Origin of the sequence: Globicatella sanguinis, assembly GCF_002847845.2 — a bacterium.
Lineage (GTDB): Bacteria > Bacillota > Bacilli > Lactobacillales > Aerococcaceae > Globicatella > Globicatella sanguinis.
The window spans coordinates 2,005,082-2,028,174 of sequence record NZ_CP126962.1 but is presented as its reverse complement, the minus strand read 5'-3'; the positions used below and the strand labels follow the sequence as shown (position 1 = coordinate 2,028,174).

Sequence of the window (23,093 nt, the reverse complement as noted above, 5' to 3'; positions counted from 1 at the left end):
TACAGAACGTTTAGATTATTGCCATTCATCTATAGTATCTTCTGCCATTTCTTTTGTAACATTATGAGACGGTAAAAATACAATCTTCTCTAAATCTTTATTACCATCTAAGTAATCAACAGCCATCTTAAAAGATTCCTCAGCAATTTGTATTGGAACTTGAGCGGAAACAGCTGTAAATTCACCATCTAATAAAGCTTGCTTACCATCTGGGGAGGCATCAATTGAATAGACTTGTATTTCTCCAGTCTTACCTAATGCAGCAAGTGCTGCAGCGACACCAAGAGCTGATGGGTCATTTATTGCAAAGAAAGCATCCAAATCTGGATTAGCTTGTACAATATCTTGAGAAATTGATAAAGAAACATCTAAAGCGGCTTTCCCGTCTTGCTGCTCAACAATTTCATATTTATCTCCAGCCTCATCAATGACACTCATAAAGCCTTCTACTCGCTGAACACAACTTTCGTTCTCTGGAAAATCTAGTATTGCAATTTGTGCTCCATCTGGATTATTTTTCACTAGTTCTTCACCCATCAATCTCCCTGCCATATATGCATCAGTTCCGATAACAGATACTACTAATTCTTGATCCTCTTCAATAACTGCCGTATCAACGTTAAATACTGGAATTTCTGCATCGGAATAAGCTTGTAATCCTTGACGAATCCCTGCTGAATCTACTGGAATTATAAACACAGCGTCATAACCTTGGTTAGCAGTATCTGTCATTTGATTGATTTGAGTATTCAAATCATAATCTGGATTAAGCATAGTGTATTCAATTCCAGCTTCTTCTGCGAGTCGTTTATAAGTATCATGCATTGCAATTTGGAATGTGTTGTTTTGCGTATTTGGCAAGAAAGCAAATTTTAATTTCTTATCTTGAGCAGAAACACCTAATGTCATTGAACTTAACATTGCCCCCAAAACTAATAATCCAATAATAATTTTTTTGATTTTCATTCTAAATACCTCCATTTTTTATTAAAATATTTCTATTTATATTTGAGCAACAGACTTAAATTGTTTAAGACATAATCTACACCTATGTATGCTGTACCGTATAAAACAAAATCATAACTATTGTCTGAAAATATTAAGTTTGTCTCACTGTAGATGTTCTTAACAACATTTTTTTCTAACATTTGAAGTATTGGTTCTTTAAGATATTCAACTCCTTTCATCATCTCACCACCAAATACAATAATCGATGGATTATATGCATTAATAATATTTAATGCGCCTATTGATATGTACTTAGCCAGGCGATTAATTGTCTCCTTGAAGTATGATTTATTCTGTGTCTGACTAAAGAAACATTCGATATCTTTAAAATTTGTTCCATAGCGCTCATTAATTTCATGGATTGCCGACAGAGTCGAACAATATAATTCTAGACACCCCTTATTACCACAAGAACAATCTTTTCCATTATAGTCAATCGAGATATGACCGACTTCTCCAGCTGTTCCCAAGTTACCTTTGATCAACTCATAGGATGACGTAATCCCAGCTCCAACACCCTTATCTAGATAGTAAAATGCTAAAGTATCTTCTTCCAATTGGTAGTAACCAGCTACAGCCGAACACGCCACGTTTGCATCTTGATTAGCAATAATCGGTACATCAATGTAATCAGATAATTCATAAATATTTACTTGGTCTAAATATGTATATTCTGTCATCAACTCGATTCTACCAGTTTTATGATTGAATGGACCTGGCACCGCAAAGCTTATTAAAATAATATCACTTCGTTTTTTTATGAATTTTTTGATATTCTCTGCTAGAATCGGAATAAATAACTCAGCATCATCTAGTACATAATCATACTTAAAGGATTCTTGAAGTTCACATTTTAAATTAAAAAGTGAAATCTGATAATAACCTCTTGAAATTTTTACTCCTAATATATATGAATGATTATAATTAAAAGCTAAGCCAATTGCCCTTCGACCAGACTTACCTTTAACGTATTTACTCTCATAAATCAGCTTATAATCAATAAGTTTTTTAGTTATCTTAGATATTGAAGCTAGTGTCAATTGAGTTATATCACTAATCTCAGAACGAGTGATATTTTCTTGATTAAGAATTAGATTTATCACCCGTGAATTATTCGTCTCTTTAATATCAGCTAAGTTAATTCCCTGATTCAACACTATATATACATCTCCCCTTTATAATTATGCGATTATAGGCTATTATAGGCTATTCTATGTAACTAGATTTCATAGATATTGTAATTATGAGTACGCCAGAATATAAATAGTATAATCAATATGACGTAACAGCGTTAACCCTTAATTCTGTTAACTGATTCCAATTATAACGCTTCCACTTTTGAAAGTCAAGCGCTTTCTTTTTTTATATTTACTTGTCTAGATTCGTCAAACACCGCACACCTGAAAATTCTGAATATCCCTGGGCGTAGTAAGCCTTCAATCTCTAAAAAAGAATACAGAGAAATCCGTCAATGACAATATCTCTAGAAGCAACAACGACCACGTCAAATTACTGCACGAGTATCTGAATAAAATCTGTTTTACGATAGTGGTCCTTTCGAAACAGCGTTTGTAATTTCTTTAAACACTAAATTATGTGGCAAGTGTCCGCGAAAGATAAACTAGAAACCAACTATAGTCAATATTTTCCTAAATTTCTTGAATTGTTTGGTGCCTCCAAAGAATACTAAAGAGAAATTGAATAAAAGGTTTTAAACAAGGGTAAACAAGTCGATACTAGGGCTCCTATTATCTAGATAATATACTTTTATGAACAGATATAGATGAAAGAAGATTTAATTTGACGTTCAGCCCCTTTAGAAACTAAATCCTCATAGTTTGCTTCCCTTTCAGGTGATATAGTATTTAGCGTATCTAGCTTTATGTCTTTTTCAGTCGACAGGCACCACGTACTACTAGTCTCATTCCGAAATTTTGTTATTTCAATAGAAAAGCCCCTTTCAGGGCTTCTCTCAATATCTAAAACCTATATAAATCACATTCCTTCCAACTTTCTTTTTGCAACAAAACCACACACTCTGTATGTGTCGGGTATAAGATATGGGTTGATTTTAGTATGGTGATTAGGTAGTTTAGATGTGAAATCAAAATATAACCTAAAATCAATACTTTCCAACAAACAAATATACTTTAGTATCGCTATTATCGATGCTTTAACCCCATGCAACTGTGCCTTTCTCTGGAATTATAAAATTTACAATAAGATTTCCCAATTTGTTGCACGTAACTTTCCCCAGTTACAAAAACTATTGAGGTAATCTTTTTTCCGTTTTGAATGGTGCAAGGATATAAGACTATTTTACTAAACAGAATAACACTCTTTGCTTCATTCATATTTTGATGCATGTCGGTTCGTTGGCTTGTGAAATGAATTGAATATCATACTTCCATTACCTTATTTAATATGAAAATTTATTATTCACAGGCCGGTGTCTTATTTTGAGACATATTTTGCTTAATTATTAAGAATTTATCAAGTTTTGCGAATTATTTTTCGAAATTTTAAGAAAATGAAAATTCTACTCAAAAAGGGCTGTTTTTGTGTCTCAAAATGAGACACACTGAAAGTTTATGAAAACAAAAATTGGGTATTTTTGGGATTTTTTACTGTTTTTGAGCATTTGGAATGCTCACATTGTGAAATTACCTTTCCTATGAAAATGTTTAATTGCTTTTAGAAAAATGAAATTTTGTGAAAAACTATTTAGTGTCGAAAAATTGCGAAATGACCTGCGTAGAAATTCTTTTGATAAGCAAAAGACGGTATTTTTAAGTGATTCATTAGCAAATAACAAAAATAGCAAATAGAATATTTAAAATTTAAATCAGCACAGCACTACGTAGAACAATTATATCAAGATCAACAACTGACCGAGGCGGAATTATCTGGATTATATAAAATACTGGCCAAAGAAGTGGAAGCAAAGGAAGAAAATAACCGTTTGTATAATGTTAAAATTGCCGCTTTCCCTTACTTAAAGTCTATCGACGATTATGACTTCACTTTTCAGCCAAGTATTGATGAGTATCAAATAAGAACGATTATTGAGTCATCCTTTTATAACGAAGCAAAGAACGTTGTATTAGTGGGGAATCAAGGTACAGGCAAAACGCATTTAGCGATTGCGATTAGCTATAGTGTCGCAAATATAACAGGGCCTTCTTATCGAATTAAAGACGAACTTTCCCCACGAAAAAGTGGGGAAGTTTAAGTGAGACAAATCGAGATTTTTAAGTTGACTTTTATAAATATCTTATTTTTCATCTGAAAAGATGATATTGTTTATTGTATTCTAAAAAGGGGCCAAAAATCGAAAGAATTGCAGCCGAAAAAGGGACCACCTGCAGTCAATTATCCTCTATAATATTTAGATAAAATTTTTATAGTGGAGGTTGCTTGGAGTGTTAAGTATGACTCTTGAATTTGAAATTATCAGTTGTTATCGTCGAGGAGAAACTAAAAGAGGAATTAGTCGTAAACTGGAGGTAGATAGAAAAACAGTCAGAAAAATTTGTGATGCTTATGACGAGACGCTAGTTAAACTGGGCGAAGCTGAAGACGACCAAGCCCTTGAACGTGCCACAGAGGAATTAGTGTTAAAGAGAAAGTATGATAGCTCTAACCGAAAGAAAACAGCCTTTACTCCAGAAGTAGAGGCAAGAATGAAGGAGTTGCTTGAAGAAGAAAAAGAGAAAACAAAAAGATTAGGTTCACATAAACAAGCTCTAACTGCCGTAGCTGTCGCTGAAATACTCAATGAGGAAGGCTATGATATTAAGTATCGAACGGTCGCTCACTATTGGGGACAATTGAATAAAAAGGCTAAGGAGGCTTTTATACGCCAAGAGTATGAATTAGGATCCCGAGTTGAATTTGACTTTGGAGAAGTCAAGCTGGAAATCAATGGAAAGGTGACAACACTTTACCTAGCAGTCTTTGCCAGCCCAGCTTCCGATTATTATTGGGCTTATTTATATACCCATCAGAAACAAGATGTTTTTCAAGACGCACATGTTCGCTTCTTTGAACAGGTAGGAGGTGTTTATTTAGAAGTTGTCTATGATAATATGCGTAACGTTGTTTCAAGATTTATTGGCAAAAGTGAAAAGGAGTTGAATGCTCGTCTGATTCAATTAGCTACTTATTATGGGTTTGATATCAACGTCACCAATTGTTTCAGCGGTAATGAGAAAGGAACAGTAGAAGGCAGGGTTAAAAAGGTGCGTCAAGCTTGTTTCACCAAAGTCTATCAGTTCGATAGTTTAGAAACAGCTTGTGACCATCTCCAATCCCAACTGGTAAAACTAAATGAAAGTAGCCAAATAGAAGCCGAAAAGGAACAGCTCTTATCTTATCGCCCACCTTTTGAATTAGCAGATTTCCATGAACTAAAGGTAAATCGTTATTCCGCTATTCATTATGAACGCAATCAGTATTCAGTACCCGATTACCTAGTTGGAAAAACTGTCCAAGTGAAAGCCTATCATGACCGCTTAGTTATCTATTCTAATGATCAAGAGGTCGCTAGGCATCAAAAAATAGAGGGTTCTCAAGGCTTCTGTCTCGATATCTTCCACTATATCAAAACTTTGAAAAAGAAGCCGGGGGCATTAAAGCATTCACATGCATTGAAGTATAACCCTGATTTGAAAATCCTCTATGAGAAATATTATAGCGATAAACCAAGAGATTTCCTAGAACTACTTGAAAAATATCAAGTTTTAAATCCTGAGGTTCGCATTCAAACCATTGAAGCCAGCCTTCTTTCTTCACTAGAAGAGCCCTCAATGGAGTCGAGTCAAGATGCCATCATCCAGCAGACTCAGCAGACTCTTCATCAATTCAATGACCTTTTCGGTTTGGAGGAAGTTATATGATGAAGATTGTTGAAGCAGCTAATGAGCTAAAATTGGCCTTTCTTAAAGAGAATCACCAGCAATTAATAAAAGAGTTGTATATGTTAACTTAAAAGTGAGCCACTATATTAATTGAAAACTGAGCCACTTTTGATAGAAAATAACCCTATTGAATAATAAATAGGGGGAATATCAGGAGTGATTGCATTGAAAGAAAAACAAACGATTATAAAACTCTACCTTGAGGGGCTAAGCAAAAGAAAGATTGCTTTACTCACGAAGAAATCTAGGAATACCGTTGATAAATATATCAAGGAATATGAAAGAAGCAAGTATGAAGATGTTCGTGATCTTCCTATCGCTGAGGATATCGTGAAACCACCAACTTATAAAAAAAGAGTCGGTAGACGCAGAGTATTATCAGAATCAATTGAAGTGATGTTACGTGATTTTATTAAAGAAAATGAGTGGAAAAAGGATCACGGCATGGCGAAACAACAAATGAAGATTGTAGACATGCATGAGAAGCTGCTCGATCGTGGCTATTCTATTAGTTATACAACCGTTAGAAACTTCATTAACGAGGAGGTGACAAAAACAAAAGAAGTATTTATCCGACACCATGCGGAACCAGGATATGAGGTTGAATTTGATTGGGGAGAGATAAAATTATTTATCGATGACAAGCTAAAAACATTTTCTTTGGCTGTATTTACTTTGGCGCACAGTAATTATCGTTTCGCTAGAATTTATCAATCAGAATCCCAAATTTGTGTGTTAGACGTCCACACAAAATTTATCAGTCACATCGGCTTTATCCCTTCGGTTTTTACTTACGATAATATGAGAACGGTTGTTAAAAGCTTTATTGGAACAGAGAAAACCATTACCGACAGCATGATTCATTTATCTAATTACTATCAATTTAAAATTCGTTTATGTGAACCACGAAAAGGAAATGAAAAGGGACATGTGGAACGTAGTGTTGAGTTTATACGTCGTAAGGCATTTGCCTCAACTTATCGTTTCTCCAATTTAGAAGAGGCTCAAACTCATCTTAACAATGAATTAGAGAAACTCAATCAACGTTTGCATCATGAACACAAGGTTTCTCACCTGAAATTGATGCAGACAGAAAAAGAAAGGATTGGCCCTACCATAATCGCTCCCTTCGATGTTTCTGAAATATTAGAATGTCGAGTGGATAAATATAGTACGGTTGTCATTAAGCAAAATCATTACTCTGTACCAGAAGGTCATATTGGAAAATATATCATCGCAAAACTAAGTGCCGATCAGGTTAAGTTGTTTATTGAGGGTGAAATCATCGCAACACATAAACGTAATTGGGGTGTCCATCAGTGGGAAATGAATCTTTACCATTACTTAGAAACATTCAAAAGAAAAAAAGTGCCTTGGCTCAAAGTGAATGTTTGAGACAAGCACCACAACAAATAAAAAATCTTTACCACCATCATTATATAGGAAAAGAGAAAGAATTCATAATATTACTCCACTACATGAAGGACAATAACAACTTTGAACGTGTTATGGCAGCGGTCGAAGAACTGAATGGCATTCGTTGGGGATACGTTAGCACAGAAAGAATTTTATTTCTATGCGAGCAATCAGAGCCGACAGAGGTATCTCTGGCAAGAGATGAGACAACCCATCAATCGGAAAGCAATTTGAAAGCTTATGCGAATCTGTTTCATCAAGCAGATAAGGAGGTCATTCACTATGGATAAGAAAGAACGATTAATTGAGTTATGTAGAGAATTACGATTACCCAGTATTCGGAAAATGGTGCAAGATGAAGAAACATTTCATAATCCAACCCTAGCCTTTACGATTCTTCTCCAGGTCTTAGAACAGGAAAAGAATGATCGCTTTATCCGGTCAAAACAAAATCGAATACGTATCGCTAATTTTCCACAAAAGAAATTGTTAGAAGAGTTAGACATAGATGCCTTGCCGGAACAAGCACAGCAAAAGTTACCACATCTAAAAACGTTAGATTTTATTAAAGAGGGACAAAATGTGATTTTAACTGGTTCGCCAGGTACTGGAAAATCACATATAGCGATAGGATTAGGGATGGAAGCTTGTTTAGCGGGCTATCGCGTCTTTTTTGCGACAGTCCCTTCCCTCATCAATCAGTTGAAAGAGCATCGCTCAGAAAGAACCTTACGGTCATTCGAATTAAAATTTGAAAATTACGATCTCGTCATTATTGATGAACTTGGGTATATCTCTTTCGACAAAGAAGGGGCGGAATTATTATTTTCACATCTATCTTTGCGAGCAGGAAGAAAAGCTACCATTATCACGAGTAATTTGTCGTTTTTAAAATGGCAGGAAATATTTCATGATCCCGTCCTAACAGCTGCCTTAACCGACCGTTTGACTCATAAATCACATGTTGTAAATATGGTCGGTCCTTCTTACAGAATGAGAGAAACAGAACAATGGATAAAAGATAATTCAAAGATGACAGTGGCTCAATTTTAAATTGCGAAATGGCTCACTTTTAACTTGCGAAATACAAAGAGTATCAAGCCAGAGGATTGAACATTGAAGAGGCCATCGAAGAATGGCTGAATGAAGAAGTGATGCATCGACGGGACCGTAGTCATCAAAGGCGAATCAAAGCGGCTAAATTTAATCAGAAGAAGTATTTGGTGGACTTTGATGACACAGTCTTTCAGGAGCCTGTTAGAAAGGAACTACGGAACTTAAAGACGTTACAATTTATTGAAGAAAAGGAGAATGCCATTTTTATAGGAAATCCAGGAACGGGTAAGACCCATTACAGTATTGGATTAGGGATGGAAGCTTGTTTAAAGGGTTATAATGTCTTATTTGTCAACGCCCCTAATCTAGTCATCCAGATGAAAGAGGCCGTCACTCAGAGTCAATTTTATCGTTTTAAGCAGCGCTTAAAGAAGGTAGATTTATTGATTATCGACGAACTTGGCTATTTATCCTTCGATGAATCGGGGGCTGAACTTATCTTTAATTTATTATCGAATCAGATAGGAAAGGGATCGGTGATTATTACCACTAATTTAACATTTGATCGTTGGCAGGAATGCTTTAAAGATCCTACTTTAACAGGAGCGCTTGTCGACCGCCTCGCTTACAAAGCCCATGTGGTAGATATGCGAGGAGAAAGTTACAGAATGAAGCAAACAAGCCTATGGAAAAAGGGACTAGAGAAAGGAGAAGATTAGCTCCTAGTACCACTGCAAGGTGGTCCCTTTTTCGTCAGCAAAGTGGTCCCTTTTTCATTTGACATATACAGATATTTAAAGCCTAGATCGATAACTTATGATAACCAGAAATAACCAACATTCCTATCATTATATTTATCATTCAATGTTTCCTTTTATAACTTTTTATGCTAATGAAAGAAAATAAATCTCTTAAGCGTTTCATTTTACTTTATGCCGAAAGAGTGTTATCATTTAATTATAATCATTATAAAAAAGGAGCGATTAGGAATGACTTTTGATATGACAGATCGTGGCAAACAGCCAGTTGTTGAGAATATCGAGGAATGGACAAGCGCAAATGAGAATTATCGTACAACGGTATGGACTGGTAGCAAAATGCAAATGACTTTAATGACAATCCAGCCAGGTGATGATATTGGATTAGAAGTTCATGAAGGCATTGATCAATTCTTACGCATCGAAGAAGGAACAGGACTATGCCAAATGGGTCCTTCAGAAGACAATTTAGACTTTGAAAAAGAAGTTGGACCTGATTTCGCTATTTTAGTACCGGCAGATATGTGGCATAATGTCACTAACACTGGTGATAAACCACTAAAATTATATACTTTATACGCTGGACCTGATCACGTTCCAGGTACTGTGCATCCAACACATGAAGATGCAGAAAACGATCCAAATGAGCATTAATTAAATAGGAATTGGTAGCTTCAGGGCTACCAATTTTTAATTAACGGGAGTGGGCAAGAAGTAGAAAATCAACTGATTTTCGCTTCGTTGGCCTACCCCCGCACAGTTGAGTAGGTATCAAGCAAGTCATTAAGACGCAGTTTGATACCACTCAACCACTGCGCTTTTAAATATCAAGCAATGACTTGATTGAATTTATCAAATTTATCCCGAACCTCATTAAGAAGCAGTTTGAGGCCACTCAACCACTGCGCTTTTAATTATTGAGCAATAACTTGATTGAATTTATCAATTTTATGCCCAGCTTTTTTGTTTTAAATAAAAATTCCCCCACTGGATGAACGACATTCCTCCAGTGGGGGTTATTAAAAGTGAAGGCTAATTAATTTAATTTGAATCAATGAATCTTTGGTTATGATTTAAACCTAATGGTTTGAAGAAATCATCACCAAATATTTTATTAAATCGTTCATTAAAACTTTGATGCATTTCATTAAATTGATTCATCATTTCATTGTATTGCGCTTCATTTTCTTCTGTAACATCGACCCATCCTGTGTCTTGACCATTAATATTCATTCTCATTTTACGAATGGATTGTGTCTTAGTCACAGGCTCAGAACTAACTGTTGTTAGTTCTTGGTCATGGCGATTGACTTGATAATCCGTTATATCGGATTCTTTTAGGTCTGCTAAATCGACTTGTAATTGTGCGCCATGTTCTTTTAAAAAGGCTAATTTGTCTTGGTCAGAAAGATTTGCATATTTTACAAAATCTTCATGATCGAGGTATGCTATTAATTCACCTTTACCAAACTTAGCACTATCGACTTGAGCAGATACTATGTAGCGGTTTTGCATGATAACATTTCCCCTTTCATCTTGATCCTTACTTCCTCTACATTAATATTATAACACATTGGTCAAATATAGTCAAAGTTAGTCAAAGTGATAATTGACTATTAATAATTTATAGAAATAACAAGATTGATCGAGGCGTTTACTAAACTTCGTCTGACAAATGGATATCATTATCAAATAGTTGGTAAATCAGACTGATATCTGAATTAGTTAAAATCCCAACGATATCGTCAGGTGTATCCATTTCAAGATTTTGCTTTTCACACACTAAAATGACCGTCGATTGCGATTTCTCAAATAACTCAATCAACTGAAATAGATTATTTTCTTTATAAATTTTAGTAACCTGATGATTCTTTTCTTCTAATTTTAACACTTCATCAATCGTAACTGCCACTAAATCCTCACTTAACATTTGTTCAGCAGATACCCTATCTGCTATCCAATTGGTAATACCATTTTCTGAAATTAAACCAACATATTGGTGATCATCAAACACCGGAAATTGAGAATAATGTTTTTCTTTAATGACTGAAAGCACTGCTTGTAAAGATTCTCCCACCTTAAAAGTGACGATTGTTTCAGCTTTTTGGGATTTTAGGTATTCCATAATCGAAACTGGTGATTTATACCGTGTAATAATCCGCTTCAATGTCTCAATTAAATATGTTGAAGGTTCAGCTATTTTTGGAATTTCGGTTGTGGTTTGATGCGTCAGTAAATTACGTAGTTGTCTGGCTGCATACAATAAATCCCAATGAACACTGACTGGATTGATTCTAGACTGTGCTTTCGCTTGTTCAAGTAAAATAAACATCGTTTCTTTGGAATTTAATACTTTTTGTAAAGTAATCTCCAATTCATTAAATAATGCTAAAAATTCATTTTTTGACATTGGGCGCCTCCTATTAAAAATTTCTCTTACCTCTATTATAATGGTCAATGCTATAAAATTCATATTTTAACTTGAAAACAGCTTTTAACGCTAATAAAAAAGAGCAAAGAATAATGAATCTCGCGACTCTCAATCCTTTGCTGACTAAAAATGAAATACTAAACGATTTCGTTATCTGTTATTCACTCCGGTGGAAGCCACTCGAACTTCATTTCCAACAGTGTTTCCTTAATTTTCTTCATCACTTGCATCGTTTGGAAGATAAAAATCTTCTACCAATACGAGTATGGCACCTTTTAATACTAATTCTTTATAATTTTCAAAATTTTCAGAATGCTCTTCATCCACTTGAAGCTCTGGTCTAAAGAAACTCACCACGACATCCCACCAAGAACTATCTTCATCCAAACTATCTGCTTTATGAATCACGGCTCCTGATCGTGAGACATCTTCTTTAACATATTGACTATTGATAAGGATGGTGATATCTCCTTGATATACTCCACTTCTGATTAATTCTTCTACTGCTCTTTCCGCTTCTTCAAATGTATCAAATGAATCGTAAATAAACTTTGCCATATTCACCCTACTCCTTTTATTTAATGCTAATGTTTAAATATCGATATTTTTAATAAAAAAAAATGCTCAAAGTCAATCTCACTCGTTTGATTTAGTTGGCTATCTCGCACAACTTTATAATTGATAATTTCATCATACCACTTAAATGATGATTAAAGAAATTTTATATACCGAGAATTGCTTAATTATGCCCTTGAATGCGATGACGGTTGTAGTTTTCGCTTAACCCAGTTCATATGAACAATTGGGATGACCATAATAAATCTTTATTCACAGTTGCCGCCTATTTAATCGAAATAATTTGAATTAGTTGATGACGTGTCCGGCAAATGATTAGTACGAATAAACATTTATAAGTCTTGCGTTAGAATCATGGTGTAAATTGCATATTGACCGTACTCACTACGTTGAATAATGACTTCCGGACGAATGTCGATGGATTGACCTTTGACTCTAAATTGCAAGCTGTTATTCAGACTTTCTTCTCTGATTTATGCGGAAAGAGTAAATTATTCGGTGTTAAGCGTAAATGTCCATTATGAATCCAATAGTAATTCGTTGAAAAAGGGACGTTGACAAGTTTCGAATATTCGATCATTTCTGGTGAATATTTCATAACGCTCAGATACCCTATTAATTAATGAATATTATCTTGATTGAATTTATGCCTAACCTCTTTAAAACGCGTTTTAGGCCACTCGACCACTCCACATTTAATTAACGAACAATAACTTGCCTAAGTTTATTCCTAGCCTCAATGTAAACTCAATGCGTTTTATTAGAATTATTATAAATTTAATTATATAATATATATATACACAAATATAACTTTGCTAACTATTAGCATAGCGTAAAATATCTTGTGTAACCTCGGAGTCTCCCTGGAAAAAGAGACCTCTTTTTTGTAAGATTGTAATAACAACAAAACAATCACAAACAGGAGGTCCCTCATGAAAGATTTTAACACAAAATTAATCACAGCACTAGCACAAGGTGAATCGGTTCATGAAATATTTCGTCAAGCTTTAGAAGAAGCTATTAACCTACTCCTTGAAAGCGAAAGAACGGTTTTTCTTAATTATGAGAAATGGGAAGTGAAAGGCTACAATACCGGCAATTCAAGAAATGGTTATTATTCCAGAACATTAACGACAGAATACGGTAAGCTACAGCTCAAAATACCAAGAGATCGATTAGGTCTGTTTGATATTAAAACGATTCAATGTCTTCAACAAGCCCCTAATCACTTAGAAGAGATGATCATTTTAATGTATCAAAAAGGTGTGACAACACGCGATATCTCAGACCTCATTGAAAAAATGTATGGTCACCACTATTCGCCAACGACTATCTCTCATCTTTCTAAAACATTTGAAGAAGAATTAGCTGCTTACCGACAACGCCCTATTAAGCAAGACTATGTTTGTCTATATTGCGATGCCACCTTTATCCCGGTAAGACGTGGGAGTGTGTCTAAAGAAGCTGTCCATACCATTATTGGAATTGATGCTCAAGGCTATAAAGAAATACTCGATTTTCAAGTCTATCCGACAGAGTCCTCCTTGCACTATCGTGAAATGCTACAAGACCTAAAACAAAGAGGGCTCGAAAATGTGTTTCTCTTTGTGTCAGACGAATTAACAGGCTTAGCGGAAGCGTTAACCAATGAGTTTCCAATGGCCCTTCATCAAACCTGTTGGACTCATCTGCTGAGACATTTCGCCATGAAAGTACGGGTGAAAGATCGTCAAGAAGTATTAGAAGGGCTAAAAAAAGTCCCTAAAGCTGGTAGTATCGTAGAAGCCACGCGCTTACTTAATGAATTTATTCAGACTTGGAAAGGGACTTATCCAAAATTGGTAGAACAATTAAGACGAAAAAAGAACCTTTTCTCGTTCATGCATTTTCCCAAAGAGATATGGCCATCACTTTATACAAACAATCTATCCGAGGCCTTTAATAAGCAATTGAAGAAGCGAACGAAAATTAAAGAACAATTTCCACATGAGGCGTCCCTAGAAAAGACAGTCTATTGTTATGTCATAGAATATAATGCCAAGTTCGCAAATCGTATTCATAAAGGCTTTGGGAAGGTTGCATTTGAACTTCAACTGCTGATAGATCTCAAAAGGCCGGTTAATGAATTCAACTTAAGAAGAGAAACAGAAAAATCCTCAAGTATCATGTGAGGCTTAACTAGCGCCCTTCGGTTGCTGGCCTTGCCTTTTAGATGAATTATCTTATTGAGAGGAAGTACAAGTTCACTGGTCGTTATGATAATTCATCTAAAAGGCAAGGTGAAATTCAATAAATAGTTATTAATTATATTACAATCTTAATATGCAGGTTACACAAAATATTTGACACTACCACTATTAGAGTCTTTTGTAAATTAAGTTACTTGCTTTTATATTATTATAATTAGGTTTAAAATATTAAAATGCACTCTAATGCGGGATGTAAAGTAAATTTGTCTATAATGTTTCAACCAGTTATTGCATTGTCGTATAGTTCTATTGAAAGGAGAATTAATATGAAAGAGAATAGAGTAAGAAATGAAGAGGATAAAATGTCTAACACTAAGGTCAATCCAGAAGTTAACAACAAAAAAGATGTTGTTATAGATGAATCAATTAACAAGTCAAATGATGTTCCGGATGATGATTTTAAATACAAAGGTTCTAACTATAATTTTAAAGAGAATCATATCGAGTACGACAGAGGACGTTATTTAAATGATATAGCTTTAGAAAAAGCGGGAGTTAATTTGTCTTGGAGATCTATCTTTGCTGGTTTAATAACCTTTTTAGCGTTAAGCATTTTATTTTCATTTATATCTGCCACAATAGGTTTAGGGGTCACTGATTTAACTTCTCCAAACCCATTAGATAATGTCGGTATCGGCTTAATTATTTGGACTATCATCTCATTTATTGTCTCACTTGGTGCAGGAGGTTATGTTGCAGGCTTAACTGCAAATCGCGCAGGTGCCATTCACGGTTTCTTAACTTGGGCTTTAGGTCTTCTTGCAATTTTATATTTAGCAACCTCTACCATTGGGTCCGCATTTAATACTCTTGGTTCATTAATGGGTGTCGCTGGTGACACGATAGCAGATGTTGCGAATGTTTCAGGAGATGTTGTTTATAATTTTTCACAAGAAGCTTTTGATTCAATTTCAGACAATTTGAAAATAGACACTTCTGAATTAGATAAACAAGTTCAAGACGCTTTAGTAGATTCTAACATTCCAGAATTACAGCCTAATTATTTACAATCTCAATTAGATGAAACGATAACTGATATTCAAAATGCAGCGAAAGCTGTTATTGTAGATGGTAAAGATGCGAATGAAGAGTTGAATGGAGTATATCAAAACATTGAAAATCGCTTAACAACAATAGGCGAAGGTTTAGATGAAGAAAAATTATCATCTGCTATATCTGAAAATACCGATTTAACTGATGCGGAAGCGGACAAAGCGGTTGAAAACATTAAAACATCTTATGAAGAGGCGCAAGAACAAGCTAAACAACTATTAGCTGATGCAGAAACTCAACTTAATCAATTAATGGAGGATGCAGAGAAAACATCCGAAGAAGTAGTTGAAACAACTGATAATATTATGAATGAAACTTCTAAGTACTCATTCGTAACTTTTATCGGACTTACCTTAGCTGCTTTACTATCAATTTTCGCTGGTAAAAAAGGTGCAGAGAGCGGTAGCAACGTTCTAGATGGAGCAACAAAAGTCAAAGAAAAAATATAGTTTAAACGATTAGCAAGAAATTTTATATTTTTCAAACTCAAATGTTTTAAAAATACACTTGTCGATTAGGGGTTGCCCGTTTCACTACCCTTTATCTTACTTTAACATTAATATGTGCTCTTTTAGGCGTATGCACATACTATATCTTCAATTTTTATCTTTACTAAAATAAACGCCCTGTACTTTATGGTGTGGCTGAGATTCGGCATAAATTTGATAGATTTAGTTAATATAATTATTCGGTAATTAATAGTGCAATGGTTGAGTGATCTCACCCTGCGTCTAAAAGACTTGTTTGAGACCTACTCAACTGTGCGGGAGTAGGCCGACGAAGCGAAAATTATTTAAATTTCTACTTCTTGCCCACTCCCATTCACACCATTTGACATAGAGCCAAATAAACAGCCTATTAAGTAAACTTCGGTTTCTACTTGATAGGCTGTTATTTAGGAGTTGATTAAATTAGAATCTTTCGTTGAACGCCTTTCATCACACTTTAGTAATCCGGTTCTGAAAGGCAGAAAGAACCTCCACTTCGAAAAGTTCCTTTGTGCGCAAGTCGCACAGCAGGCCCTTTTCTCCAGTGATTTCTTTCTGAACGCCTTTCATCACACTTTAGTAATCCGGTTCCAAATAGCTGAAAAGACCTCCACTTCGTAATTCTCCCTCGAGTGTTACACACTCTTCTGGTGAATTCCTCCAGTGATTCTTTTCAAAGCGCTATTTGTCGCACTTTATATACTTGCGCCGTTGGTTGCGATGACTTCTTTATACCAGTCAAACGATTTTTTCTTGGTACGTTTTAAGGTTCCGTTACCTTGGTTATCACGGTCTACATAGATAAAGCCGTAACGTTTTTTCATTTCGCCTGTTCCAGCTGAAACTAAATCGATACATCCCCATGTGGTGTAACCTAATAATGGGACGCCGTCTTCATTAATCGCATCACGCATTGCTTGGATATGTGCTTTTAAGTATTCAATACGGTAGTCATCTTCTACATAGCCATTTTCATCTGGTGTGTCAACCGCACCTAATCCATTTTCGACAATAAACAATGGTTTTTGATAACGATCCCAGATAGCATTCATCGTAATACGTAAACCTAATGGGTCAATTTGCCAGCCCCATTCAGACGCGTCTAAGTAAGGATTCTTAATTGAAGCAAAGATATTGCCAGCGGTTTTCTCTTTAACTGCTGGGTCACCTGAAGCGACGCGACTTGAGTAATATGAGAATGAAATGAAGTCAACGGTATGTTCTTTTAATAACGCTAAGTCTTCTTCCGTCATTTCAACCTTGATGTTTTCACGTTCAAATTTTTTCAATGCATAGTTTGGATATTCGCCACGTGCTTGGACATCGATGAAAAAGTAGTTTTCACGGTCTTCTTTCAATGCTTCCCAATAATCTCTTGGATGAGCTGTATTAGGATAATATTGTCCAGCTGCTAACATACAGCCCACTTTGTTTTCTGGATCAATTTCATGAGCAATTTGAGTAGCACGTGCGCTAGCAACTAGCTCATGGTGAGCCGCTTGATATTTCACTTGCTCTTTATCTTCACTTGGTTCAAAGTATAACCCTGCGCCCATGAATGGTGCGTGTAAGATCATATTAATTTCATTAAAGGTTAACCAATATTTTACTAATCCTTTATAACGAGTAAATAAGGTACGACATAAGCGTTCGTAGAAAGTTAACATTTTGCGGTTACGCCATCCACCATATTTTTCAATTAAATGCATTGGGCAGTCAAAGTGAGTAATTGTCACTAATGGTTCGATGACGTGTTTATGACATTCTTTGAATAAATCTTCATAGAATTGTAATCCTTTTTCATTTGGTTCTTCTTCATCACCATTCGGGAAAATACGAGTCCATGCGATAGATAAACGATAGGTTTTAAAGCCCATTTCACCAAATAAAGCTATATCTTCTTTGAAGCGGTGATACATATCGATTGATTCTTTTGCTGGATAGAAATACCCCTCTTCAAAATCAAACATTTTCTTTTCACCGGTAATAATTGGAAAACGATCTTCACCAATTGGTACGACGTCAACGTTTGCTAGTCCACGTCCGTCGACATTATAAGCACCTTCACATTGGTTAGCGGCTGTTGCGCCACCCCATAAAAATCCTTCAGGAAATGTTTTAATTTCTGACATTTTTCTCCTCCTCTGATATTCGATAATTCTTTTCTGCAATTGGGTCAATAATCTGAACGATATCAATTTGCCCATTGTCATAAGTGTATTCATAAATGCCACAATTTGGCATAATCGGTAATGGCTCTTTTAGTAAATCTAGTAAGAGATACAATACCCACATGGCACCACCATGAGAAACCATTAAAATATTATCACCTTCAACATTTTCTAATGCATTCGTGATGCTTTCCTTCATACGTCTTGCTACTTCATCTGCCGATTCACCGCTATACGCGACAAAATAATCACCATAGCTTTTAGCACCAGGTTGACGTTTGGGATTTAAGAATTGCGGTTGAGCTTCGAATTCACCAAAATTCCACTCTTTAAGGCCTTTTAAGCGTGTGTAAGTTTGCCCACTAGGTAAAATCAGCTCCAAAGTATCACTGGCTCTTTCTTGTGTTGACGAGAAAGCAGCATCAAATTGAATCTGACGCTCGTCAAAATATTGTTTAGCAGCTAAAACTTATTGAATGCCTAATTCAGTTAAGGGCGAGTCACAAGCTCCTTGTATTCGTTTTTGTAAATTAAATAAAGTTTGACCATGGCGCATTAAAAAAAATCTTTTCATTAGCCACCATCCTTTGTATTAAATTAAACCAAAATGTTTAAATGCGTTATAAATACCATCATCATCCACTGCATCGGTAATGTAATCAGCCATTGCTTTAATTTCATCGCCACCAGAGTCCACAGCCACTCCTACAGCACAATAGTCTAGCATCGGAATATCGATTTTAGCGTCACCAAAAGCAAAGGTATCTTCACGTTTCATATTTAAATGTTTCAATAGTAAATCAATGGCTTTCGCTTTATCAATTTGTGCCACTCCAATATCGCCGAACAACGCTTTTTCTCCTGCTCCACCCCAAGTACCTACTTTAAGATGACTAAATTTTTCTTTAGCATCTAAATAGTTTTGGTAAGAATCTAAGATAAACGACACTTTATTTAAATCATCACGATATAAATCGGCTCCGTAAATCATTTCTGGAAATGCAGCATCAACAGTTGTTTTCTCAGCATTCTCTTGTCCTTTATAACGTGTGTACTCAATCATCACCGGAGTACCACGTTCTAAAAAGTTCTCTGAGGCATATAAACCTGAATTTGATTCCAGATAAAATTCTAATCCTTGTTCATGTAACCAATCAACAATGGCTTTGGCATCATCAAAATCGACCACTTGTTCAAAGAGAACTAGGTCTCCCACTTCAATATAGGATCCATTGCCGCCAATATAGCCATCAAACCCAATATCTAAAATCTCATCATACATTTCTGCCTTAGAACGACCAGTCACCGTAAAAACTAGGTGACCATTCGCTCTTGCATGACGAATTGCTTCAATCGTTGAAGCGGGAATTTGATTTGAATAATTGGTAATGGTCCCGTCCACATCCAGGAAGATTACTTTTTTATTCATCTTATTGCTCCTCAAATAATTTTTCACCATTGGTAGCAATTACTTCTTTATACCAATCAAATGATTTTTTCTTATAACGTGCTAATGTACCTGTTCCATCATCATGACGGTCTACATAAATAAAGCCATAACGTTTACTCATTTCCGCAGTTGACGCTGAAACTAAGTCGATACATCCCCAAGTCGTATAACCCATTACTTTGACACCATCTTTTACAGCTTCACCTACTTGTACTAAGTGTTTTTGTAAATAATCGATACGATAATCATCTTCAACCGTTGGGCCATTTGGTCCTTCTACTAACTCATCTTTCGCGCCTAATCCATTTTCAACAATAAATAATGGTAATTGATAACGATCGTAGAAATCATTTAACACTAAGCGTAAACCAACGGGATCAATTTGCCATCCCCATTCAGATGCTTCTAAATAAGGATTGGTGATACCACCCATAATATTCCCTTTACCAGAAGTATATGCTTCAGGATTATGTGCTTGAGCCACACTCATATAATAAGAGAATGAAATAAAATCAACCGTATGGTTTAATAATAATTCTTCGTCTCCATCAGCAAATTGAATTTCAATATTATTATCTTTGAAATAACGTTTGATATAATTTGGATATTTTCCACGTACGTGAATATCAGAGAATAGATAATTTTGATTTTCAAATTGACGAACAGCCAATTGATCTAATGGATGAGAGGTCATTGGGTAAGCTGGCATTGCTAATACCATACAACCCACTTTCATCTCTGGATTGATTTCATGCGCAATTTTAGTTGCTAAAGCAGATGCTACTAACTCATGATGAACGGCTTGATATAAATGTTGTTGAGATAATTCTTCAGGTGGTGTCACAATTCCCCCACTCATAAATGGTGCATGTAAGACTGAGTTTACTTCATTAAAGGTTAACCAGTATTTTACACGATGTTGGTAACGTTCAAACACTGTGCGAACATAGCGTTCATAAAATGAAATTAAGTCACGGTTAGCCCAGCCATTATATTCACGTGCTAAATGTAAAGGCGTTTCATAATGTGATAAGGTAACTAATGGTTCAATACCATATTTTTCTAATTCATCGAATACACGATCATAAAAAGCCAATCCTGCTTCATTTGGTTCTAATTCATCCCCTTTAGGGAAGATACGGCTCCAAGCAATGGATAAGCGGAAAACTTTAAAGCCCATTTCAGCAAATAAGGCAATATCCTCTTTGTAACGGTGGTAGAAGTCAATTCCCTTTAACTTTAAGTTATCTTCTGTTGGTTCTTCCGTAATCGGACCAAACCCACCTTGTGGTGTGACATCTTGGACACTTAAGCCTTTTCCATCCTCACTATAAGCACCTTCAAATTGGTTAGCTGCGGTTGCACCACCCCATAAAAATCCTTTAGGAAAAACTGTCATTACTTATACCCCTTTTCATTTTTTGTTTTCTAACAATATTGTAGCGAACTCCGTTTTGACTTTTCAATTAAAGTCTCCCTTCATTCGCTACATTTACTACCATATTCAATTACTTAAGAGAATTAAATGATGGCATCGATTAAGTAGTCGCCTGCTGTTACTTCAGCTTCTTGAGTTGAAATTACATCCGTATAGTTATTCGTGTTGGTAATAATAACCGGTGTAACGATTGGTAAACCAGCTGCTTCAATAGTTGGAATATCAAAGTCAATTAATTTTTGTCCTGCTTGAACACGGTCATTATTTTGTACATGCGCACGGAAACCTTTACCGTCTAATTGAACAGTATCCATTCCGACATGGATTAAGATTTCTGCTCCTGAATCTGAAGTAATCCCTACGGCATGTCCTGTTGGGAAAATAGTGGTCACAACCCCATTGACTGGTGAAACAACTTCACCTTTATTAGGTAAAATCGCAATCCCTTTCCCCATTGCTTCACTGGCAAATACTTGATCTGGTACATCCTTTAATGCAACTACTTGTCCTGATAATGGTGCGGCGATAATTTCTTGTTTTAATTGTAAAGCCGTTGGCGTCGCTGTTTCTTCAGTTGTTTTCGCTTCGGTAGTTGCTGCGTCTGCTTTACTGCCACCAAAGATTTCTGTTACACCAAAGAAGTAAGTTAAAATAAATGATACGACAATCGCAATCGCGGTACCAATTAACATATGAATAACACCAGAGAAATCACCATTTTGTGGGTTTACATATGAAGGGTACGCAAAGATTCCTAAACCACCCATTTGATACATCGTCGCTTCAGCCCAACCAATATAGGCCCCTTGAATAGCACCTGCGATACAAGAGATAATAAATGGTTTACGCATCGGTAAAGTTAAACCATAAATTGCGGGTTCTGTCACCCCAAATAGTGAAGAAACAAATGCTGGACCGGCTAATTGTTTTACTTTGTCTTCTTTGGTTTTCATCATAATCGCACCAACAGCACCTGTTTGTGTGAAGCTAGGTAAAACTGCTGGTGAGAAGAAGGCTGTGAATCCTTGTGTTGCGAGTTGATTAATTGCCATTGATACAAGTGCCCAGTGCATACCAAACATTACCATTACTTGCCATGCACCACCCAATACAGCACCAAATAAAACTGGACTGAATCCATATAATGAATTAAACGCTACTGACAATAAATCCGATAATATATTTGAAACGGGGCCTACGACAATAAAAGTTAATGGAACAGAAACTAATAGAGTTAACAATGGGATTCCGAATAATTTCATCACAGTTGGCATCCATGATTTTGCCCATTTTTCAACTTTAGACGCTACCCATATCGCTAAAATAATTGGAATAACTGTTTGATAATAGCTACCCGCTTGTGGTAATGCGAATGGAATACCTAAGAATTTGATTCCTTCAACAATTTGTTCACCAATTCCTGGATATAATAATGCTCCTGTTACACCTAAAGCGGTAAATTGATTCATTTTAAATTTACCAGCTGCCGTAATTGCTAAAGCAAATGGTAAGTATTGGAAAAAGGCATCTCCGGCTGCATTTAATAAGACATATAAACCAGATGCTGTGATATTTTCACCACCAACAGCAGCTAAAATCGCCACAACCCCTTTTAAAATACCGGCTGCCGCTAACGCGCCTAAAAACGGTTGGAATAAACCTGACATTAAGTCAACGAAACGATCAAATAAATTACCATTTGCAACATCGTCACCTTCATCAATATCCACTGATCCTACACCGGCAACGCCTTGTTTTAGCACCGCTTCATAAACATCTGGCACGTGATTACCAATAACGACTTGGTATTGTCCACCGGCTTGAACAACTGTTACGACACCATCACGTTTTTTCAAGTATTCTGTATCAGCCTTACCTTCATCTTTCAATTGGAAACGCAATCTTGTGATACAGTGTCTAACACTTTTAACGTTTTCCTTTCCCCCGACATGCTCCACGATGTCTTTGGCTAAATCTGTATAATCTGCCATTTTCCTTACCTCTTTCTATTTTTTTTATTTTTATTATTTACTACCTAAGAATGAAAAAAACCTAGATAGATAATCTAAACCATTCTATC

15 protein-coding genes and 3 pseudogenes are annotated in these 23,093 nt (G+C 35.7%); 8 read left to right on the top strand and 10 right to left on the bottom strand.

The genetic code is table 11. From position 1 onward, the window contains the following. Positions 1-15: 15 nt before the first annotated feature. Positions 16-966, bottom strand: a complete 951-nt coding sequence (locus CYJ72_RS09055; protein WP_284629456.1) for a substrate-binding domain-containing protein — start codon at positions 964-966, stop codon at positions 16-18. Between the two features lie 32 nt (positions 967-998). Next, positions 999-2,165 (bottom strand): ROK family protein, encoded by a 1,167-nt coding sequence (locus CYJ72_RS09050; protein ID WP_284629454.1) that lies wholly within the window; start codon positions 2,163-2,165, stop codon positions 999-1,001. Between the two features lie 1,667 nt (positions 2,166-3,832). Between CYJ72_RS09050 and CYJ72_RS09045 the strand changes: the two genes are divergently transcribed. From CYJ72_RS09045 to CYJ72_RS09020, 6 genes and pseudogenes are all read left to right on the top strand, one after another. Beyond that, positions 3,833-4,240: an ATP-binding protein gene (locus CYJ72_RS09045; protein ID WP_348651923.1), complete on the top strand. Its 408-nt coding sequence runs from the start codon at positions 3,833-3,835 to the stop codon at positions 4,238-4,240. A gap of 199 nt (positions 4,241-4,439) precedes the next feature. Beyond that, positions 4,440-5,906 (top strand): IS21 family transposase, encoded by a 1,467-nt coding sequence (gene istA / locus CYJ72_RS09040; RefSeq protein ID WP_066127179.1) that lies wholly within the window; start codon positions 4,440-4,442, stop codon positions 5,904-5,906. 186 nt (positions 5,907-6,092) lie between these two features. Continuing rightward, positions 6,093-7,633, top strand: a pseudogene (istA, locus tag CYJ72_RS09035) (IS21 family transposase). Beyond that, entirely contained in the window at positions 7,626-8,396 is a 771-nt protein-coding gene (gene istB / locus CYJ72_RS09030; protein ID WP_284629450.1) for an IS21-like element helper ATPase IstB, read from the top strand. The pseudogene istA (CYJ72_RS09035) and the gene istB (CYJ72_RS09030) overlap by 8 nt, the downstream one beginning before the upstream one ends. A 50-nt stretch (positions 8,397-8,446) precedes the next feature. Then, positions 8,447-9,118, top strand: a pseudogene (gene istB / locus CYJ72_RS09025) (IS21-like element helper ATPase IstB); the annotation flags it as partial. Positions 9,119-9,388: 270 nt separating this feature from the next. Then, positions 9,389-9,811, top strand: a complete 423-nt coding sequence (locus CYJ72_RS09020; RefSeq protein ID WP_066126928.1) for a cupin domain-containing protein — start codon at positions 9,389-9,391, stop codon at positions 9,809-9,811. 387 nt (positions 9,812-10,198) lie between these two features. Here CYJ72_RS09020 and CYJ72_RS09015 read toward each other — a convergent pair whose 3' ends face one another. The 3 genes from CYJ72_RS09015 to CYJ72_RS09005 all read right to left on the bottom strand — a co-directional run bounded on the left by CYJ72_RS09015 (position 10,199) and on the right by CYJ72_RS09005 (position 12,146). Then, positions 10,199-10,672 carry a hypothetical protein gene (locus tag CYJ72_RS09015; protein WP_284629446.1) on the bottom strand — a complete coding sequence of 158 codons (474 nt, stop codon included), beginning with the start codon at positions 10,670-10,672 and terminating at the stop codon, positions 10,199-10,201. A 142-nt stretch (positions 10,673-10,814) separates the two neighbouring features. Beyond that, positions 10,815-11,567 (bottom strand): CBS domain-containing protein, encoded by a 753-nt coding sequence (locus CYJ72_RS09010; RefSeq protein ID WP_284629444.1) that lies wholly within the window; start codon positions 11,565-11,567, stop codon positions 10,815-10,817. Positions 11,568-11,795: 228 nt separating this feature from the next. Beyond that, positions 11,796-12,146 (bottom strand): general stress protein, encoded by a 351-nt coding sequence (locus CYJ72_RS09005; RefSeq protein ID WP_284629442.1) that lies wholly within the window; start codon positions 12,144-12,146, stop codon positions 11,796-11,798. 950 nt (positions 12,147-13,096) lie between these two features. On the opposite strand from CYJ72_RS09005, the gene CYJ72_RS09000 reads away from it, so the two are divergent. Continuing rightward, complete coding sequence (locus CYJ72_RS09000) at positions 13,097-14,335, top strand: IS256 family transposase (protein WP_066127251.1); 1,239 nt, start codon at positions 13,097-13,099, stop codon at positions 14,333-14,335. A gap of 344 nt (positions 14,336-14,679) precedes the next feature. Beyond that, positions 14,680-15,915 carry a hypothetical protein gene (locus tag CYJ72_RS08995; RefSeq protein WP_284629440.1) on the top strand — a complete coding sequence of 412 codons (1,236 nt, stop codon included), beginning with the start codon at positions 14,680-14,682 and terminating at the stop codon, positions 15,913-15,915. Between the two features lie 734 nt (positions 15,916-16,649). Here CYJ72_RS08995 and CYJ72_RS08990 read toward each other — a convergent pair. The 5 genes and pseudogenes from CYJ72_RS08990 to CYJ72_RS08970 all read right to left on the bottom strand — a co-directional run bounded on the left by CYJ72_RS08990 (position 16,650) and on the right by CYJ72_RS08970 (position 23,004). Continuing rightward, positions 16,650-18,086 carry a 6-phospho-beta-glucosidase gene (locus tag CYJ72_RS08990; protein ID WP_284629438.1) on the bottom strand — a complete coding sequence of 479 codons (1,437 nt, stop codon included), beginning with the start codon at positions 18,084-18,086 and terminating at the stop codon, positions 16,650-16,652. After that, a pseudogene (locus CYJ72_RS08985) lies at positions 18,073-18,699 on the bottom strand (histidine phosphatase family protein). Before CYJ72_RS08985 ends, CYJ72_RS08990 begins: the two are co-directional and overlap by 14 nt. A gap of 18 nt (positions 18,700-18,717) precedes the next feature. Next, the gene (locus CYJ72_RS08980) at positions 18,718-19,554 is read right to left on the bottom strand and encodes a Cof-type HAD-IIB family hydrolase (RefSeq protein ID WP_284629436.1); all 837 of its coding nucleotides are present in this window, start codon (positions 19,552-19,554) and stop codon (positions 18,718-18,720) included. Position 19,555: 1 nt separating this feature from the next. Further along, positions 19,556-20,974: a glycoside hydrolase family 1 protein gene (locus tag CYJ72_RS08975; RefSeq protein ID WP_284629434.1), complete on the bottom strand. Its 1,419-nt coding sequence runs from the start codon at positions 20,972-20,974 to the stop codon at positions 19,556-19,558. A gap of 122 nt (positions 20,975-21,096) precedes the next feature. Next, complete coding sequence (locus CYJ72_RS08970; RefSeq protein ID WP_284629432.1) at positions 21,097-23,004, bottom strand: beta-glucoside-specific PTS transporter subunit IIABC; 1,908 nt, start codon at positions 23,002-23,004, stop codon at positions 21,097-21,099. Positions 23,005-23,093 lie beyond the last annotated feature (89 nt).

Bases quoted from the DNA above. Each gene is read 5' to 3' on its own strand.
- CYJ72_RS09055 (WP_284629456.1), bottom strand. From the start codon at position 966: ATGAAAATCAAAAAAATTATTATTGGATTATTAGTTTTGGGGGCAATG.
- istA (WP_066127179.1), top strand. From the start codon at position 4,440: ATGACTCTTGAATTTGAAATTATCAGTTGTTATCGTCGAGGAGAAACT.
- istB (WP_284629450.1), top strand. From the start codon at position 7,626: ATGGATAAGAAAGAACGATTAATTGAGTTATGTAGAGAATTACGATTA.
- CYJ72_RS09020 (WP_066126928.1), top strand. From the start codon at position 9,389: ATGACTTTTGATATGACAGATCGTGGCAAACAGCCAGTTGTTGAGAAT.
- CYJ72_RS09015 (WP_284629446.1), bottom strand. From the start codon at position 10,672: ATGCAAAACCGCTACATAGTATCTGCTCAAGTCGATAGTGCTAAGTTT.
- CYJ72_RS09010 (WP_284629444.1), bottom strand. From the start codon at position 11,567: ATGTCAAAAAATGAATTTTTAGCATTATTTAATGAATTGGAGATTACT.
- CYJ72_RS09005 (WP_284629442.1), bottom strand. From the start codon at position 12,146: ATGGCAAAGTTTATTTACGATTCATTTGATACATTTGAAGAAGCGGAA.
- CYJ72_RS09000 (WP_066127251.1), top strand. From the start codon at position 13,097: ATGAAAGATTTTAACACAAAATTAATCACAGCACTAGCACAAGGTGAA.
- CYJ72_RS08995 (WP_284629440.1), top strand. From the start codon at position 14,680: ATGAAAGAGAATAGAGTAAGAAATGAAGAGGATAAAATGTCTAACACT.
- CYJ72_RS08990 (WP_284629438.1), bottom strand. From the start codon at position 18,086: ATGTCAGAAATTAAAACATTTCCTGAAGGATTTTTATGGGGTGGCGCA.
- CYJ72_RS08980 (WP_284629436.1), bottom strand. From the start codon at position 19,554: ATGAATAAAAAAGTAATCTTCCTGGATGTGGACGGGACCATTACCAAT.
- CYJ72_RS08975 (WP_284629434.1), bottom strand. From the start codon at position 20,974: ATGACAGTTTTTCCTAAAGGATTTTTATGGGGTGGTGCAACCGCAGCT.
- CYJ72_RS08970 (WP_284629432.1), bottom strand. From the start codon at position 23,004: ATGGCAGATTATACAGATTTAGCCAAAGACATCGTGGAGCATGTCGGG.